The organism is Sphingomonas trueperi (genome assembly GCF_040545665.1).
Lineage (GTDB): Bacteria > Pseudomonadota > Alphaproteobacteria > Sphingomonadales > Sphingomonadaceae > Sphingomonas > Sphingomonas trueperi_B.
The window spans coordinates 115,835-133,324 of the sequence record NZ_JBEPMH010000003.1 but is presented as its reverse complement, the minus strand read 5'-3'; the positions used below and the strand labels follow the sequence as shown (position 1 = coordinate 133,324).

The following is a 17,490-nucleotide window of genomic DNA, read 5'->3' as shown; positions in this document are numbered from 1 at the left end:
GGGGGCGTACCCGCCCGGCCTCCTTTGTCGGCGGCGCAATCGTGCTAGACCGATGCGCGAGAGAGGAATGTCGGGGATCTGATGAGTCGGCACATTCAGTCGGTCTGCATCGTCGGGGGCGGCTCGGCCGGGTGGCTCACCGCCGCACTGATCGCCGCGCGGCACGGGCCCGATCTGCAGGTCACGCTGGTCGAGAGCGTGCGGCTGGGCATCATCGGGGTGGGCGAGGGCACTTGGCCGACGATGCGCAACACCCTGCGCAAGATCGGCATTTCCGAGACCGATTTCCTGCGCACCTGCAAGGCCTCGTTCAAGCAGGGCGCCAAGTTCGCCGGCTGGCGCACCGGCGCGGCCGATGACTTCTACTATCACCCGCTGGTCCTGCCCGAAGGCTTTCCGGCGGTGGACCTGGCCCCGTTCTGGAACGCCCAGGCGGACGCGGCGGGCACGGCGTCCTTCTCCGATGCGGTGTGCTTCCAGGAATTCCTCTGCGAGCACCATCTCGCGCCCAAGCAGATCACCTCGCCCGAATATGGCGGCGTCGCCAACTATGCCTATCACCTCGACGCGGTGCGGCTGGGCGAGATGCTGCGCGAGCATTGTGTCGGCAAGCTGGCCGTGCGCCATGTCGACGACGACATCATCGAGGTCAAACAGGCCGAGAATGGCGACGTCACCGCCGTCATCGGCCAGCGGCACGGGGGAATCGCCGCCGATCTGTTCGTCGATTGCAGCGGCTTTTCCTCGCTGCTGCTCGGGCAGGCGCTGGGAGTGCCCTTCCTGGACTGCAGCGACGTGCTGTTCATCGATCGCGCGCTGGCGGTGCAGGTGCCGTATGACACCGAGGACGCGCCGATCGTCTCGCACACCGTCTCCACCGCGCAGGACCATGGCTGGATCTGGGACATCGGCCTGCAGAACCGGCGCGGAGTCGGCTATGTCTATTCCAGCCGCCATGCCGGCGCCGATCGGGTGGAGGAGGCGCTCGCCGCCTATGTCGGCCCTGCCTTCGCCGATCTCACCCCGCGCGAGATCACGATCCGCTCGGGCCACCGCGAGACCTTCTGGAAGAACAATGTCGTCGCCGTCGGCCTCGCGGCGGGCTTTCTCGAGCCGCTGGAAGCCTCGGCGCTGGTGCTGATCGAGCTTTCGGCCGACTATATCGCCAGCGCCATGCCCGCGACGCGGGGCGCGATGGACATCGTCGCGCGCCGCTTCAACGAGATGACGCGCTATCGCTGGGACCGGATCATCGAGTTCCTCAAGCTCCACTATATGCTGTCCGAGCGCGAGGACACCGCCTTCTGGCGCGACAATCGCGATCCCGCGACCATCCCGCAGCCGCTGCAGGACCTGCTCGAGCTGTGGCGCCATACCCCGCCCGGCGAGCATGACTTCGCCAGCGCGCACGAGATGTTTCCGGCGGCGAGCTACCAATATGTGCTCTACGGCATGGGCTTCCGCACCGCGCCGCGCGCGAACGCGCTCGCCAATCGCCACGTCGCCGAGGATGCGTTCGAGCGCGTCGCCGCCATGAAGCAGCGGCTAGGTGCCGCGATGCCCACCAACCGCGCGCTGCTGGACAAGCTGGCGCAGTATCGCTTCCAGCCCGTCTGACCCTGAAAGAACCGCAATGAATCTGGTGCAACTCACCCGCAAGGACCACGCAGGACTGCGCCTGGATCCCGCCCGCGCGCTCGCGGCGGCGGCGAGCGTCCACCTCGTGCCGCTGGTCGCGGGCGAGATCCGCAAGGTGGCGAGCCAGTTTCCCGTCTTCCTCGCCAAGGACGGCGAAACCGGGCAATTCTACCCCGCCGCGCTGCTCGGGCTGGAACCGCAGGAAAATCTGTTCTGGGACGGCACGACCTTCGATGTCGATCATGTGCCCCTCAACCTGCTGCGGCTGCCCTTCTTCGTCGGCAGCGGCCCGCTGGAGGGGCAGGTGTGCATCGACAGCGACAGCGCGGCGATCGTCGCGGATGGTCCCGTCGGTATCGTCGAGGCAGATGGCAGCGACAGCGACTACCTCCGGTCCGTGCAGGCGATCCTCGGCGAGCTGGTGGCCGGGCAGGCAGCCACCGCGACGCTGGTCGCGCTGATCACCGAGCACCGGCTGGTCAGCGAAGTGAAGCTCGACGTCGCCTTCCACAACGGCACGTCCGCCTCGCTGTCCGGCCTCTACGGCATCGACGAGCGCGCACTGGGGCGCGCGGCGGCAACCCTCGGCGATTGGGATCAGGTGATGGTGCTGGCGGCGATGGCGCTGTCGCTCGATCATGTGGCGGGGCTGGTGCGGCGGAAGAATGCCCGGCTCGCGGCCGAGGCTTCGTGGTTCGCCCCCGGGGCATGACCATCGCAGCGACGCGGATGGGGACGGAGCAGGTGCCGCTTTGGCAGGCAGACGATGCCCATCCTGCGCCCGTTTTGTTGGTGGAGGCGGCGGCGCGCCTGATGTTCGCGCGGGAGGAGGGCGACCTCTACCCTGGCCTGCGCGCCCCGGTGCCCGATGGATATGCCGATTGGCTGGTGCGCACCGCGGCTGCCGCAGTCGGCAGCGATCCCGCCATCCTGCGAGCGAGCTTCGCGGTAGCCAGGGACGATCCAGCGCGCCTGGCCCCGATCCAGCGCATCCCGCATTTCGACGACTGCTCGGACTCGATCGTGGCAGCGGTCCATTATCTGTGCGCCGCGCCGCATGGCGGCACCAGCTTCTACCGTCACCGAACGACTGGCTTCGAGCGGATCACCGCCCCGCGCCTGTCGCTATGGCGACAGGCACTGTCCAGGGACGGCCAGACTCACGGTCTTCCGCCCAAGGTCTATCACGATGGCGACAGCCCGGCATTCGTCCGCATCGGTCAGGCCCCGCTCGCCTTCAATCGCCTGATTTTCTATCCGGCCAACTGCCTGCATGCCGGCGACATCGCCGGCTCCTGGCACATGGCGGACTCCGGCCCGCGCCTGACCATCACCTCGCTGCTCCGATTCTCCTGACCCGTTTACCGGCCGTCGTTCGGCGCTAGCCGGGCGGGGCCTGTCTGCGGCTGCTCCGGCCGTGATGCTGCAAAACATCTCAATCTCCTGCCACCGCGTCTCAAACCCGCCTGTCTGTCTTGACGGTTCGAGCGCGAGGATGCCTGCCGCGCGAGCACAACGGGGATCATGGGGGCATGATGCTGCGCGGGAAAGGACGTCGCCTTCCGGGGGGAAGGCGTGTCCGCGCTGGCGAACAGGGGGGCGACGATGGTGCGCGAGCCGGGGTGCGCGCGCCATCGTCGCTATTCGCGGCCTTCTGCCTGCCTGAATCCATGTGTGCCGGTGCGGCTGCGCGTCGCACGCCACTTCCATTCGTGAGCGAGTAGAAATTATGCTGACGCGCCGCCGCGCCGCCTTTGTCGATCATCGCAAGGCCATCCTGCCGCGTAACGGGGGGCATCACCTGCGCCGCCTGCTGCTCGGCGCGACGATCCTCGGCGGCGCCGTGCCGCTCGCCGCGCAAGCGCAGAGCGTGCTGCCGAGCGGCGGCAATGTCATTGCCGGCCAGGCGACGATCGGTCAGGCGGGCGGCACGATGACGATCCGTCAGGGCAGCGACCGCGCGATCATCGACTGGGCCAATTTCTCGATCGGCGAAAAGGCAGGGGTGCTGATCGAGAACGGCTCGGGCGCGACGCTCAACCGCGTGACGGGGAGCGCGGTATCGTCGATCGACGGGCTGCTGCGGGCGACCGGATCGGTCTATCTGGTCAACCCCAACGGAGTCGTCATCGGCGCACGCGGCGTGGTCGAGACCGGCGGCAGCTTCATCGCCTCCACGCTCGACGTGCCCGATGCCGCGTTTCTGGCGGGCGGCAGCCTGACCTTTGCGGGTACCTCGCGGGCGAAGGTGGTGAACCTCGGCAAGGTCGGTGCGCTCGGCGGCAATGTCGCGCTGATCGGCGCGGTGGTGGAGAACCGGGGCAGCCTTTCCGCCGTGAACGGCACCGTCGGCATGCTCGCCGGCAGCAAGGTGCTGCTCCGCGACGCCGCGCACGACGGCGGCGGCCTGTTCTCGGTCCTCTATGGCGATGCCCAGACCAGCACGGCCAATGGCGGTGCGATCGCCGCGGCCAATGTCGAGCTGCGCGCGCAGCAGGGCAATGTCTATGCGCTGGCGGGCAATAGCGCCGGCACGATCAACGCCACCGGCGTCCGCCGCGGCGACGGCAAGGTGTGGCTGGTCAGCACGGCGGGTGCCACCGAGGTGGCTGGAACGATCCGGGCGCAAGGCGCGGGCGGATCGGCCGGCGCGATCGAGACATCGGGCGCGCGGCTGCGCATCGGCGCCTCGACGATCGACGCCACGGGCGGCACCTGGCTGGTCGATCCTGAGGACTTGGTCGTCGACGCGACGGCGGCGGCGACGATCAACGCCACGCTGGGAGCCAATACCGGGGTGACGCTCACCACCGGTGCGAACGGCGCCAGCGCCTTTGGCAATGGCGATGCGAACGGCGCGGGCGACATTCTGATCAATGCCGGCCTGGCGTGGAACACCGGCGCGACGCTGACGCTCAACGCCTATCACGGCATCGCGGTCAATGCGCCGATTACGGTAAACGGCGCCGGGGCCGTGGTCCTGCGCACCGACCAGGGCGGCAGCGGCGGGGAAATCGGGTATGCCGTGGGCGGCGCGATCCGCTTTGCCGACAATCAGCCGGGGCAGGCGCTACGCATCAACGATGTGGCGTACAAGCTGCTTTATTCCTGGGATGACCTGAAGGCGATCAATGGCATTGCAGGGCCGTTCGCACTTGCGCACCCCTTGGTGGAGGGCGCCCGCTTCACGACAGCCCCGGTGCCGATTCTGGCCAGCCTCCTGGACGGGCTTGGGAACCGCATCGAGAGTTTCATGATCACACCCACAAAGGCGACCAATGTCGGCCTGATCGGGACGATCAACGGTGGATCGGTGGTGCGGAACCTCGAGATCGGCCGGGTCGACATCTATGACTGGAGCACCAGCGGCAGCAGCCGGATGGGCGGGCTGGCGGGCACCAACAACGGCACCATCGAGAATGTCAGCCTCTACTCCTCGGTATCCACCGGTATGGGCAGCGACGTTGGCGGTCTGGTCGGCCTCAACACCGGCACCATCCGCAATGTGTCGGTAGAGTCTGCGCCTACCGGCAATATAAATGTCGGCGGCGTGGTAGGTCACAACTATGGCCGGATCATCGACGCGCGGCTGACGGCGAGCCAGGAAGTATGGGGCGCCGAGACTGTCGGCGGCCTGGTCGGTGCCAACGAGGCGAGCGGCAGCATCAGCGACTCTTTTGCCAGCGCGCCGGTTGTTGCGGATAAGTATTACGCGCTCAATGTGAACACACGGATTGCCGGGCCCGTCGCGGGCGGTCTCGTCGGAGTGAACTTTGGTAGGATCACGCGATCCTTCGCAACCGGCGCCGTAAAGGGTTCGGACGAGATCGGCGGTCTGGTCGGTACCAATGCGGGCGGGTTGATCGACCTGTCCTATGCAACCGGCGACGTTACCGCATCCGGCACGACGGCCGGCGGGCTCGTCGGTGTCAGTTACTGGAATGGTGGGGCGACCGCGACGCTTCGCAATGTCTACGCGACCGGTAGTGTGACCGCATCTGCCGTGGCCGGCGGGATTGTCGGCGCTTCGGATGGCCTGGTCGAATATGCCTATGCATCTGGAAAGGTGACGACAGACGACTTCAGATATCGCGGCGGTATCGCGGGCAATAGCATGGGCGTCTTGACCGAAGTTCGTTGGGACATGACGGCGACGGGTCAGTATCAGGCCAATGGCAATACGGATGTGTTCGATTCCACCTCCCTCGGGTTGTACGACCCGGCGTTAGTCAAGCGTGCACAGTCCTATAAGAACTGGGACCTCGACACGAGCGGCGGCCAGGACAAGGTGTGGCGCATCTACGAAGGCGCCACTGCGCCGCTGCTGAAGGCGTTTCTTAAGCCCGCGACGATTTCGTTCACCGGCGCTACGACCGCCAGCGTGCTGTACGACGGGACGGACCAGTCCGGTCGTTTCCAAGCCGCGGTCCGGGCGGCGGGCGGCCAGCCGCTCGACTCCACGAAGATATTGGGAAGCCTTCGCTATAGCTGCCAGGGCGGCGCCAATGCCTGCGTCGATACCGGCGCCTACACGGTGCAAGCCGTTGGCGGCCTCTATTCGACCCAATCGGGCTATGACATCGACTATTCCGCCGCGACGGCGAGCCTGTCCATCACGCCGCGGGCGCTGGACGTGACGGCGAACGGCGCGACGATGGTCTATGGCGACAGCGTGCCCACGCTGACCTATCGCCTGGGCGGGGACGGACTGGTCGGCACCGACACGCTGACCGGCGCGCTGTCGACCAATGCCAGCGCGACGGGCGGCCTCGGCACCTATGCCATCACCTCGGGCACGCTGGGCGCCAGCAACAACTACACGCTGCGCTTCACGGGCGCCGACGTAACGGTAACGCCGCGCCCGCTGACCGTGACCGCGGAGGACGCCGCCATGGTCTATGGCGAGGTGCTGCCGAGCTTCACCTATCGGCTGGGTGGTGCGGGCCTGGTCAACGGCGATGCGCTGAGCGGCGCACTTTCCACGAGTGCGAACCCGCTGAGCGGCGTTGGCAGCTATGCGATCGGGCAGGGCACGCTCGGCGCCAACCCGAACTACGCGCTCAGCTTCGTCGGTGGGACCTTGTCGATCACGCCGCGCGCGCTGACGGTGACCGCCGCCGACCAGACGATGGTCTATGGCGAGGCCGTGCCGACGATGGCCTACACGCTGGGCGGTGCGGGCCTCGTCAACGGCGATGCGATGAGCGGATCGCTGGCGCCGAACGTCAGCGCCACCACGGGCGTGGGCACCTATGCGATCGGCCTCGGCACGCTGAGCGCCGGTGCGAACTACACGCTGACGCTGGCCGGCGGCAGCATCGCGGTAACCCCGCGGGCGCTCACCGTGCGCGCGGACGACCGGTCGATGGTCTATGGCAACGCGGTCCCGACGCTGAGCTATGCGCTGGGCGGCGCGGGGCTGGTCAACGGTGACACGCTGATCGGCGCGTTGGGAACGAGCGCCGGGGTCACCAGCCCCGTCGGCAGCTATGCGATCGGCCAGGGGACGCTGAGCGGCGGGGCGAACTATGCGCTCAGCTTCACCGGCGGCACGCTGTCGGTCACGCCGCGCGCGCTGACCGTGACGGCGCAGGACCGGACGATGGTCTATGGCGACGGCACGCCCGCGCTGACCTACAGCCTGGGCGGCGCAGGGCTGGTCAATGGCGACACGCTGAACGGCGCGCTGGCGACGAGCGCGGGCGTGACGAGCCCGGTCGGCAGCTATGCGATCGGGCAGGGAACGCTGTCGGCCAGCGCAAATTATGCGCTGAGCTTCACCGGCGCGAGCCTGTCGGTGACGCCGCGATCGCTGACCGTAACCGCGAACGACCGCAGCATGGTATATGGCAATGCCACGCCCGTGCTGACCTATGCGCTGAGCGGCGCAGGGCTGGTCAATGGCGATACGCTGGCTGGTGCGTTGGCGACCAGCGCCGGGTCGACGAGCCCGGTCGGAAACTATGCGATCGACCAGGGCACGCTGACCGCCGGGTCCAACTATGCGCTCAGCTTCACCGGCGGCAGATTGTCCATTGCTCCGCGGTCGCTGACGGTTACCGCGAATGACCGGAGCATGGTCTATGGCGATGCGTTGCCGGCATTCACTTACGCGCTGGGTGGCGCGGGGCTGGTCAATGGCGACAGCCTCTCCGGCGCGCTGGGGACGACTGCGAGCCCGGCAAGCGCAGTCGGCACCTATGCGATCGGCCTGGGCAGCCTGAGCGCCGGGGCCAATTATGCGCTGAGCTTCACAGATGCGACACTGGCGGTAACGCCGCGGCCGCTGACCGTGACCGCGAACGATCGCAGCATGGTCTATGGCGACGGCGTGCCGGCGCTCACCTATGCGGTGGGCGGTGCCGGGCTGGCCAATGGCGATACGCTGAGCGGCGCGCTGGCAACTCGCGCCGCACCGACCAGCGCGGTGGGTCGCTATGCGATCGGGCAGGGCACGCTGGCGGCGAGCAGCAACTACACGCTCAGCTTCGTCGGCGGGCAGATGGCGGTAACCCCGCGTCCGCTCACCGTGACGGCGGAGGCGCGATCGATCGTCTATGGCGATGCGCTACCGACGCTCGGCTATGGCGTCGACAGCGCGGCGCTGGTCAACGGCGATACGTTGCAGGCAACGCTGAGCGGCGCGCTGGCAACGCGCGCAACCGCGACGAGCGGGGCGGGCAGCTATGCGATCGAGCAAGGCACGCTGCGCGTCGACAGCAATTATGCGCTGAACTTCGTCGGCGCCAACCTCGCGATCACCCCGCGCGCGCTGACCGTGACGGCAGGCGACCGCACCATGGTGTACGGCGATGCCGTGCCGACGCTGGCCTATGCGGTCGACCCAGCCGGCCTGGTGCACGGAGATACGCTGCAAGGCGCGCTGGCTACCTCTGCCGGCGCGACCAGCCCGGTCGGCAGCTACGCCATCGGTCTCGGTACGCTCAGCGCTGGCCCCAACTATGCGATCCGCTTCGGCGGCGCGAGCCTGACGGTGACGCCGCGACCCTTGGCGGTGACCGCGCTCGACCGGACCATGGTGTATGGCGACACCGTCCCGGCGCTGACCTTCAGTCTGGGCGGCGCCGGCCTGGTGAATGGCGACACGCTGCGCGGCGCCCTTGCGAGCAGCGTGAGTTCCGCCAGCCCGGTCGGCAGCTATGCGATCGGCCAGGGGAGCCTGAGCGCGGGCGCCAACTATGCGCTCAGCTTCACCGGCGGCACGCTGGCGGTGACGCCGCGCCCGCTGATCATCCAGGCGCAGGACAGCAGCAAGGTGCTGGGCACCACGCTCGATCCCAGCGGCGTGGGGTTCCAGGCGATCGGCCTGGTCAATGGCGATCGGGTGGACGGGGTCGCGCTGTGGAGCGAAGGCTTCGGCGCCGCAGCGCCCTATGATCCGGATCCCTATGCGATCGCGGTGACGAACGCGTCGGGGGCGGGGCTGTCCAACTATGCGATCGTCTACCAGAATGCGCCGACCGGCCTGATCGTGCGCGATCCCAACGTACGGCCGACGCCCTTGTCGATCCGACTGGCCGGCGACGGCGCCCCCGCGGTCGTCTGGCGGGGTGCGGATGGCGCACTCCGCGGGCCGCGAACGGATGGCCCCATTCCGATGCGACCTTTCCCCGGCATCTTCTTCAAGCGGCAGAACTGAACCGTGCAGACCATCTCTCGTGCGCGCCGCCTGGCGCCCAACGCCCGCCTGCTCGTTCGGCTCGCGCCGCTATATTGCATCGTGCTGCCGCATGCGGCGCTGGCGCAGGCGATCGAGCGCAACCCGGCGCCTTCGCTCCAGCCCGATCCGGTCTCCCCGGTACCCCCGGTCGAGATCGACCCCGCTGCCGACCCGACGGCGCTGGGCGTGACGCTGCGCGGCATCACGCTGCTTGCCGGGGACGCGGTCGCCGCGCCCGACGATAGCGGCATTCGCCTCAAGGGCATCGAGGATGCGCCATGGCTTGCCGATCGGCTGCGGCGCTTCCTCGGGCGTCCGCTCTCGCAGCGCGAGATCAGCACGATCAAGGCCGCCATCGCCAAGGCCTATCGCGATCATGGTCGCCCGTTCGTTCATGTCTCGGCGCCGGAGCAGGAGATTACCTCGGGCCAGCTGACGCTGCGGGTAGAGCAATTCCGGCTTGGTCAGGCGCGAATCTCCGGTGCGGGCGTGGGCGAGGCGGCGCATCTTTCCGCGGGGATCCGCCAGCGCCCGGACGCGACGATCGACGCGCAGGCGCTGAGCGACGATCTCGACTGGCTCAATCGCTACCCCTTCCGCCGGGTCGAGGCGGTGTTCGAGCCCGGGCAGCGCGTCGGCACCACCGACGTGACCTATGTCGCCACCCGCGAGCGGCCCTGGGCGCTGGGCGGCGGCTATGCGAACAGCGGCAGCCCGAATACCGGCATCGGCCGCTATTTCCTCTATGCGCTGGCTCGTCTCCCGGGTCTGCACGACGGCTATGGCAGCTATCAGCTGACCACCTCGGGCCAGCGCTTGACCGGGCTCGGCGCGCATCCCGGCGGCAGCAGTCGCTATGTCAGCCAGGCGGGGCGGCTGTGGATGTCGATCGCGCCGCGGACGAGCGTGGAGGCGAATTTTGGCGACATCCGTTCCAACCAGCCGTTCGAGGCGTTCGATTCGCGCGCACACACCCGCGAATATGGCCTCACCGTCCGCACCGCGCTGGCCAACGTCGCGTCGCGTCTGCGGGGCGAGGTCTATGCCGGGCTCGACTGGAAGACCCAGGCGAGCGACCTGCTGTTCGGCACGCTGCTGGTGCGGCCAACGTCGCGCTACCATGTCGGCCAGGTCACCGCGGGCTATGCGCTGCAGGCCAATGATTCGCTGGGCTCGACCGCGATCGACATCGCCGTGCATGTCAGCCCCGGCGGGATCGACCGGTTCAACCGCATGGCGGCGTTCGAGGCGGCCTCGCAGCACCAGTTCGGCAAGGCGCGCTACGCCTATGCCAGCGGCGTGGTCTCGCGGCGCACCCGGCTGCCGGGCTTCAGCCTGGTTCACCAGCTGAACTGGCAGTTCACCGGCACCGCGCTGCCGCAGACCGAGATGCTGGGCATCGGCGGACGCGGGCAGGTGCGGGCGTACACGCTCGACGACGGCGCGTTCGATCGCGGCGCGGTGCTGCGCAACGAGCTCCGGCTCGATCCGCTGCGGATCGGGCGTGGCCGATGGGCCTCGGCGATCGAGCCCTGGCTGTATCTGGACGGCGGCTATGCCGATCGCCTGCGCGGCGGCGACGCGGGGCCGGTCGGCGCGGTCGGGGCAGGCGCGGACTGGACGCTTGGCCGGCATCTCGCGGTTTCGGGCGATGTCGGGGTGGCGATGAAGACGCTTGGGGCGACCCGCGCGGGCGATCTGCGGGCGAACGTGCGGGCGACCCTGGCGCTCTGAGGCGCCCGCAACGCGTTCAGTCGATGCGCTTCTTGCGCACCGTCCATGCGGGATCGGTGCAGAGCCGGCACCCTTCACCCCGAAACCAGCCCGCAGCCGCCGCGTCGCCGCGCAGCTGCCATTCCAGCCAGGCGACGTCGACCGGCGTCACCCGGCCGCCATTGGCATCCTGGAAGGTGCCGCCATGGCCGACATCGAGGCTGGCGAGCATCGCCGGCACCGCGTCGATCCGGTCGAAATCATCGGTGCCGTTGGGCCAGGCGATGTCCGAGGGCCCACCCATGATGTAGAGCACCGGGGTGTGCAGCCGGCGCAGCGCTGCCTTGTCGATGGTGATGCCGCGGATCGGGTTGGTGCCGTCCTTGAACACCCCGCTGTTGTGGACGATCACCGCATGCACGCGCGGATCGGCGGCGATCTCCAGCGCCTGTAGGCCGCCGCAGCTATGGCCTGAGACCGCGACCAACCGAGGATCGATGCGGCCGAAAAAGGGGCTGCCCTGCCGCGCGTTCTCGGCAAGTGCCCAGTCGATCCCGGCGGCGACCTGCGCGGTCGTCGTCTTGATGCCGAGCGGGCCGGGCGGGGGCGGCGTCTGCGGGCGCGGCGGGGCGCCGGGGCCGGTCAGCACCCGGCCGGGGGCGATCACCAGATAGCCGTGCGAGGCGATCTCGGCGAGGTGGAAGCGCACGCTCGCGCCGTCGTCGCTGCATGCGCCATTGCCCCACACCAGCACGCCCAGCTTCTTGCCGCCGAGCTTGGAAAGATCGGCGGGCTGATAGAGGACATGCTCCGGCAAGCCGGGATCGGTACGCTTGACGGCTGGGTAGGGGCCGGTGCCGGTGGTGTCGGGCATGGCCTCATAGGCCTGTTGCGATGTCTGCGTGGCGGACGCATCCGCCATCCCCAGTGCCCCCATGGTGACGAGCGCCGCCACCGCTGCTGCCAGCTTCATCCCGTTCCTCCCCATCGTCGTTGGGCGTGACCATATCCTCGTCGCGGCGTCCCGGCCAGCAGCGTCGTACGCGGCTCCGGCGATGTTCCAGGATTGCTGTTTCGGAGCGTGGTTCACGGGTTCAGCAGGAAGACCACATAGCCCTGGAAGCGAGGATTGGCGGCGAGTGCCGGGGGCGGTGTCCATTCGCCGCCCTGGAGCAGGCCGATCCGGAAGGCGATCGGCAGGCGGTCGAGTTTGGCGACATAGCCCTGGTAGCCGGGGATGACGTGCCGCCCCTGGTAGATCTGCACGACGACCTCGTCGACGACACCCGCAAGGTTCGCCAGAGCCTCTGGGTCGCCATTGGCGCTCCAGTCGAGCAGCCCGGTGATGCCCAGCTTGTATCGTGGGGGCAGCTTCGTGCGCAGCGTCTTGAGGAAGGCGGCATAGCGATCGAGGTGGCGCGTGCGTGCGTCGAAATCGATCTGGACGCCGGCGACCCGATTGCCCGCGCGCTGCCAGCGTTGGAGTGCTGCGAGCAGTTGCGCGTCGATCCGCGGGGTCCAGGCGAGCGTTTCTACCCGCAGCACCATCCACAGCTCGGCATGGCGTACCTGCGGGACTGCGGGCCGCTGCGCGATCAGCCGCGGCGCATCGCCACCGACCACCGCGCCCTGCAGCAGGTAGATCCGGTGGGCGCGGGCAAGCGCCGGCTGCGGCTTGACCCCGGCCCACAGCCAGAAGGCGTCGTAGCGGGTCGCATCGACGGTCGCCCCCGGCGGGGTCTGGGCCGGCGTTGCCGAGAGCAGCAGCGGCAACGCCAGGAGCAGCCCGAATCGCTTACCAATAATAGCGCAGCTCCTGCGCCCAAGCCGACTTGGGATAGTCGCGCTTCAGCCGCTGGAACCAGCCCTTGCGGACCGCGGGCTCGACGCCCTTGCCGCCGCAAGAATTATACGCGCTGGGCGCATAGCAATTGACCGCGCGGAACAGCGCATAGGCCTTGTCGTCGGGCGAGGCCGTCGCGGAGGCCATCACCGCCTGATAGGCATCCAGCCGGGCATAAGGTGCGCCCGCGAAGCGCGTCGGCGTTCCGCCGAGTTCGTCCTTCGCGGGCTGGCTGTCGAGCAGGAATCCGTCGAAGCCATTCGCGCGGGTGAACTCGCCCAGGCAGAGCATCGCCTTCGCGTCTCCGGGCGCAGTGGCGAGGCGGCGCTGGGTTTCCGGAAAGGCCGGGCAGCCATAGTCGCCGAGCTTCTTGCTCCTGACGAACACCGCTATGGGCAGGGGCTTGGCGCCGGAGAAATCGACATAATAGTCGGTTTCGGCCGGTGCGCTCGCCGGGACCAGCCGCACATCGTCGACGAAGTCGCGGTGCGAACCGCGCGTCGCTTCCTTGTAGAGCAGCGTGAACAGCGCGACGTCGCGCTCGTGGGGCGAGGCGCCCGCCGCCTGGGCCTGCTGCCGCAGCAGCTTCGCATCGGCGACGTTCATCAGCAGCCGGTCGCGGATCTCCTGCGTGCGGATCGGCGAGTCGGGTGCGAACAGGCGCGCGAGTCCGTCGTGCCGCTCCTCGTGCAGCGCCAGCGCCAGCTCGACCGCGGGACGCTGGCCGGGTGCCTTGGCGCCGGACAGCAGGTCGACCCAGAAGCCGCGCACATTGCGATCGGCCCGTGCCTCCAGCGCCATGCCGCGCAGCATCTGCCGGCTGAACTCGAGATAGCTGAAGTTCGCCTGGTGCGACGCATCGGGCAGAAGCTGCAGTGCCTCCTGCGGCTGTCCGCCGAGATGATAGGCATGGGTCGCCTGGAGGAATGCGAACAGCGCCGGGTTCTTGGCAAACCTGCCGCGCTGGGCATCCAGCGCGGCGCGGGACAGGGCGTCGCAGCAGGTTTCGCCCTGTTCCCCGGTGCGCATGTGCATCAGGTCGAACACGGCTAGCAGGATCGGGTCGTGCAGCGTGTCGGCAGTGGCGCCCGCTAGCAGCTTGGCGTCGATCTCCTGCGCCAGCGATACCGCGTCGATGCCGCGCTGTGCGTCCGGCAGCGCGATCAGCGCGGCATATTCCGCCTCGAGCTTCGCCCGGTCCTGCGCCAGCCAGTAGACACGGCGCAGCAGCCCGCGCGCCGAGAAGAAATATTCGCCCCTGGGATAGGCCTTCATATAGCCGCGCAGCGCGGCCTCGGCGTCGGCCACCAGCTTCGGGGCGACCTTCGCGCCTTGCTTCGGCGAGCCATACTCGTCGTAATAATCGACCTGCGCCCGGTTCACCGCGACGCGGCCGAGCATGTAGCGGCCGGTCTCGCGCAACCACGGATCGCGGGCGTTGGCGAGCGAGGCGAAGCGTGCGGCCGCACCGTCGAAGTCGCCGGCATAGAAGGCGGCCGCACCGTCGAGATAGGCGGCAAAGGCCTTGCCCGCCTCCGACTTCGCGCCGTTCACCGCGGCGACGAGCGCGGTGCTTCCTGCGGTGCCCTGGCTGCAGTTGGGCTCCAGGCCCTTCCGGGCGGCGATCAGGGCGGCGCGTTCGGGCTCGGGCACCTTCGCATTCGCGCGGATCGCGGCTTCGAAACTCGCCGTGCCCGCCACGTTGCTGCGGCAGCGCGATCCCTCGCCGTCGGAGAAGTACGGGCTGCCGCCATCGGCGGAGCGCGGCATCAGCAGGGCGATGTCGAGGAACACCGAAGGCCTGGCCGGCGCCACCAGGCGGGGGGCGCCGGGGAGATCGGCGAGGAGCAGCGCGAGGTTGGTCCGGCTGTCGTTCCGGGGTCCCAGCATCGCCAGGTCGTCGCAACCGCTATAGGCGGCAGAGGCAAGCTTCCAGGCGGGGCCGCAGCTATAATCGCCGCTTGCATGGGCAGGCACGCTCCAGAGCGCGCCCGGGCCGAGCAAGAGGAAGAGAACCGTTCGGACCATGCAGCACGCCCCCGTGAAAGTTGCGGGCGTGCGCCTACCGCAGCGGCGCGCGCCGCGCCATAGCCGCCTTGATCGGAGGCCTCAGCCCCGCAGCTTCGCCAGGAAGCGCAGGATCGCGTCGAAATAGGCGCGCTGGTCGTCCCACATGGCAAGGTGGCTGCCGGTCTTGCTGAGGAACAGCTCTGCTCCGGGAATCAGCCGCGCCTCGCGCTCGATGCTTTTCGGGTTCATCTCGTCGTAGCGGGCGCCCATCACCAGCGTCGGCACATGGATGTTCGGCAGGTCGTGCCAGCGATCCCAGTCGCGCAGATTGCCGGTGATGACGAATTCGTTCGGCCCCTGCATCTGGTTGTAGATGGTGCCGTTCGCGACCTCGAAACTGTGGGTGAGCGGCGCGGGCCAGGGCTTCAGCCGGCAGATATAGCGGGTGTAGAGCTCGTCCTGCAGGATCTTGCCATAGGCCTCGCCGCCCTGCTCGCCCGCCGCTTCCAGCGCGGCGAGTTGCCGGCGGATCGGGGCGGGCAGGGCCTGCTTCAGCTGGGCGGTGTAGGCGGCGAAATCGGCGAAGCTGGCGGTCATGCTGGACAGCACGAAGCCGCTGAGCCGCTCGGGGTGGCGCAGCGCATATTCGATGCCGAGGATGCCGCCCCAGCTATGCCCGACCAGCACGAAGCGATCGAGCCCCAGCCCGGCCCGGACCTCCTCCACCTCGTCGAGATAGCGCGGCAGCGTCCACAGGCTGGTGTCGTCGGGCCGATCGGACAGGCCGCAGCCGAGCTGGTCGTAGAAATAGAGCTCATAGCCCGCCTGCGGCAGGAAGTCGGCGAAGCAATCCATATAGTCGTGCGAGAAGCCCGGACCGCCATGGAGGAGCAGCACCTTGGTCGCCCCCGTGCCGACCCGCTCCGTCCAGACCTGGTATTTGCCCGCGACGGTGATGCGGCGGACCTCCCGCGGCAGATCCGGCGCTGCGAGCGCGCGGCCGGCAGGCAGCAGCGCGCCGGCGGCGGCGAGGGACAGGAGCTGGCGACGCGAGGGTTCGAACATCGTGTAATCCACTTCTACAGGGGCGGCGGGACCTCCGCCTCGGCCCGAGCGCGATCTGCGCGGGGCATGGGCGCTTATGCACCTATACGCAGGTACGGGTGGTGTCGGTTACGCCAGCCTGCCGCCCGCAACGCAGCGTTTCCGCAGGCGAACTTGCCGATCACGCCGCGATGCGCGCAACATCCGGTCGTTGCGCCATCGACTCGGGCATAGGGTCGAGCGCTTCCGTGCGCCGCACCGGGCTGCGCGCGTTCCCGAAGGACGAGGCGAAGCGTGGCAGGGCTGAAACAACGATATAGCGGGATCGCGATCCTGCTCCACTGGGCGCTGGCGCTGCTGCTGCTGTTCCAGCTGGGGCTCGGCTGGGCGCTGGAGGATCTGCCGAAATCCTCGCTGTTCGTCGCCTTCCAGTTCCACAAGTCGGTCGGCATCCTGATCCTGGTGCTGTCGCTCGCGCGGTTGCTGACCCGGCTGTTCGTCGCGCGTCCGCCCGCCGAGGGGGCACCCGCGTTGAAGCTGCTGGCGGGCGTGGTGCATTGGGGCCTGTACGGCGTGATGATCCTCGGCCCGATCACCGGCTGGATCATCGTCTCCACCGCGCGGGTGAAGCTGCCGACGCTGCTGTTCGGCACGATCCCGTTGCCGCACCTGCCGCTGGGCACGGCCTGGAACGAGCCGGCCGAAACGATCCACGGACTGATCGGCTGGCTGCTTGCCGGGCTGTTCGTGCTCCATGTCGCGGGCGCGCTGCGGCACCATCTGCTGCGCGACGACGTGATCGGGCGGATGATGCCGGCGGCGCTGTCGCGGCGTCCGGCGCTGTCGATCGCGGTGGTGGTGGCGCTGGCGGCGTGCGTGTCGGCATTCTTCGCCGGTTCGTGGCGATACAAGGGCCATGCCGAGGTACCCACGCCCTCCGCCCCGCTGCCCACGCCGGGCTCGACCCCCGAACTGCCGGCCGCCCCGGCACCGACGCCGGAAGCCTCGGCCAGTCCAGAGCCCGTGCCGTCGCCTTCGGCCTCGGCAACCGACGCGGCCATGCCGGTGCGCAGCTGGAAGGTTGCGCCGGGCGGCACGCTTGCCTTCCGCACCGTCTATAGCGGCGAGACGATCAACGGCCGTTTCGCCCGCTGGACCGCCGACATCCAGTTCAGCCCCGACGACCTCGCCCATTCGAAGATCGCGGTCGACATCGACCTCGCCTCAGTGAGCAGCGGCGATTCGGAGCGCGACGACACGCTGAAGGGCGACGATTTCTTCGGCGTCGCCGCGCACCCCAAGGCGCGCTTCACCGCCACGCGGGTCCGCAAGCAGGGCGCCGGCTATGTCGCCGACGGCACGCTGGCGCTGGCCGGCGCGACCAAGCCGATGCCGGTGAGCTTCACGCTCAAGATCGACGGCGACCATGCCCAGGCGAGCGGCACTGCCACGGTGAAGCGCCTCGCCTTCGGGGTCGGCAAGGGCCAGTGGAGCGACCCCAGCACCATCCCCGACGGCATCGCCGTGACGTTCCGCTTCGCCGCCGACGCGAAGTAGGCGG

The 17,490-nt window shown here is 68.8% G+C and carries 10 protein-coding genes; 6 read left to right on the top strand and 4 right to left on the bottom strand.

Annotated features, from left to right (window positions below; translation table 11 throughout):
- The first annotated feature begins 81 nt into the window (after window positions 1-81).
- The 5 genes from ABIC65_RS11390 to ABIC65_RS11370 all read left to right on the top strand — a co-directional run bounded on the left by ABIC65_RS11390 (window position 82) and on the right by ABIC65_RS11370 (window position 11,053).
- A complete protein-coding gene (locus ABIC65_RS11390) occupies window positions 82-1,617 on the top strand; it encodes a tryptophan halogenase family protein (RefSeq protein WP_354308763.1) in 1,536 nt (511 codons plus the stop codon).
- Window positions 1,618-1,633: 16 nt separating this feature from the next.
- Window positions 1,634-2,350 (top strand): SapC family protein, encoded by a 717-nt coding sequence (locus ABIC65_RS11385; protein WP_354308762.1) that lies wholly within the window; start codon window positions 1,634-1,636, stop codon window positions 2,348-2,350.
- Window positions 2,347-2,994 carry a DUF6445 family protein gene (locus ABIC65_RS11380; protein WP_354308761.1) on the top strand — a complete coding sequence of 216 codons (648 nt, stop codon included), beginning with the start codon at window positions 2,347-2,349 and terminating at the stop codon, window positions 2,992-2,994. Before ABIC65_RS11385 ends, ABIC65_RS11380 begins: the two co-directional genes overlap by 4 nt.
- Window positions 2,995-3,367: 373 nt before the next feature.
- Window positions 3,368-9,298 (top strand): MBG domain-containing protein, encoded by a 5,931-nt coding sequence (locus tag ABIC65_RS11375; RefSeq protein WP_354308760.1) that lies wholly within the window; start codon window positions 3,368-3,370, stop codon window positions 9,296-9,298.
- Window positions 9,299-9,301: 3 nt separating this feature from the next.
- Window positions 9,302-11,053: a ShlB/FhaC/HecB family hemolysin secretion/activation protein gene (locus ABIC65_RS11370; RefSeq protein WP_354308759.1), complete on the top strand. Its 1,752-nt coding sequence runs from the start codon at window positions 9,302-9,304 to the stop codon at window positions 11,051-11,053.
- A gap of 16 nt (window positions 11,054-11,069) precedes the next feature.
- Here the strand turns inward: ABIC65_RS11370 and ABIC65_RS11365 are convergent, their stop codons facing one another.
- From ABIC65_RS11365 to ABIC65_RS11350, 4 genes are all read right to left on the bottom strand, one after another.
- On the bottom strand, window positions 11,070-12,005 hold the full coding sequence (locus tag ABIC65_RS11365; protein ID WP_354308758.1) for a hypothetical protein: 936 nt from the start codon (window positions 12,003-12,005) through the stop codon (window positions 11,070-11,072).
- Window positions 12,006-12,118: 113 nt separating this feature from the next.
- On the bottom strand, window positions 12,119-12,805 hold the full coding sequence (locus ABIC65_RS11360; protein ID WP_354308756.1) for a DUF3142 domain-containing protein: 687 nt from the start codon (window positions 12,803-12,805) through the stop codon (window positions 12,119-12,121).
- A gap of 22 nt (window positions 12,806-12,827) precedes the next feature.
- The gene (locus tag ABIC65_RS11355) at window positions 12,828-14,903 is read right to left on the bottom strand and encodes a hypothetical protein (RefSeq protein ID WP_354308754.1); all 2,076 of its coding nucleotides are present in this window, start codon (window positions 14,901-14,903) and stop codon (window positions 12,828-12,830) included.
- A gap of 81 nt (window positions 14,904-14,984) precedes the next feature.
- A complete protein-coding gene (locus ABIC65_RS11350; protein ID WP_354308752.1) occupies window positions 14,985-15,950 on the bottom strand; it encodes a proline iminopeptidase-family hydrolase in 966 nt (321 codons plus the stop codon).
- Window positions 15,951-16,223: 273 nt separating this feature from the next.
- On the opposite strand from ABIC65_RS11350, the gene ABIC65_RS11345 reads away from it, so the two are divergent.
- Window positions 16,224-17,486: a YceI family protein gene (locus tag ABIC65_RS11345; protein WP_354308750.1), complete on the top strand. Its 1,263-nt coding sequence runs from the start codon at window positions 16,224-16,226 to the stop codon at window positions 17,484-17,486.
- Window positions 17,487-17,490 lie beyond the last annotated feature (4 nt).

Coding starts and splice junctions, on each gene's coding strand:
- ABIC65_RS11355 (WP_354308754.1), bottom strand. CDS start 14,903: ATGGTCCGAACGGTTCTCTTCCTCTTGCTCGGCCCGGGCGCGCTCTGG.
- ABIC65_RS11350 (WP_354308752.1), bottom strand. CDS start 15,950: ATGTTCGAACCCTCGCGTCGCCAGCTCCTGTCCCTCGCCGCCGCCGGC.
- ABIC65_RS11380 (WP_354308761.1), top strand. CDS start 2,347: ATGACCATCGCAGCGACGCGGATGGGGACGGAGCAGGTGCCGCTTTGG.
- ABIC65_RS11390 (WP_354308763.1), top strand. CDS start 82: ATGAGTCGGCACATTCAGTCGGTCTGCATCGTCGGGGGCGGCTCGGCC.
- ABIC65_RS11385 (WP_354308762.1), top strand. CDS start 1,634: ATGAATCTGGTGCAACTCACCCGCAAGGACCACGCAGGACTGCGCCTG.
- ABIC65_RS11375 (WP_354308760.1), top strand. CDS start 3,368: ATGCTGACGCGCCGCCGCGCCGCCTTTGTCGATCATCGCAAGGCCATC.
- ABIC65_RS11365 (WP_354308758.1), bottom strand. CDS start 12,005: ATGAAGCTGGCAGCAGCGGTGGCGGCGCTCGTCACCATGGGGGCACTG.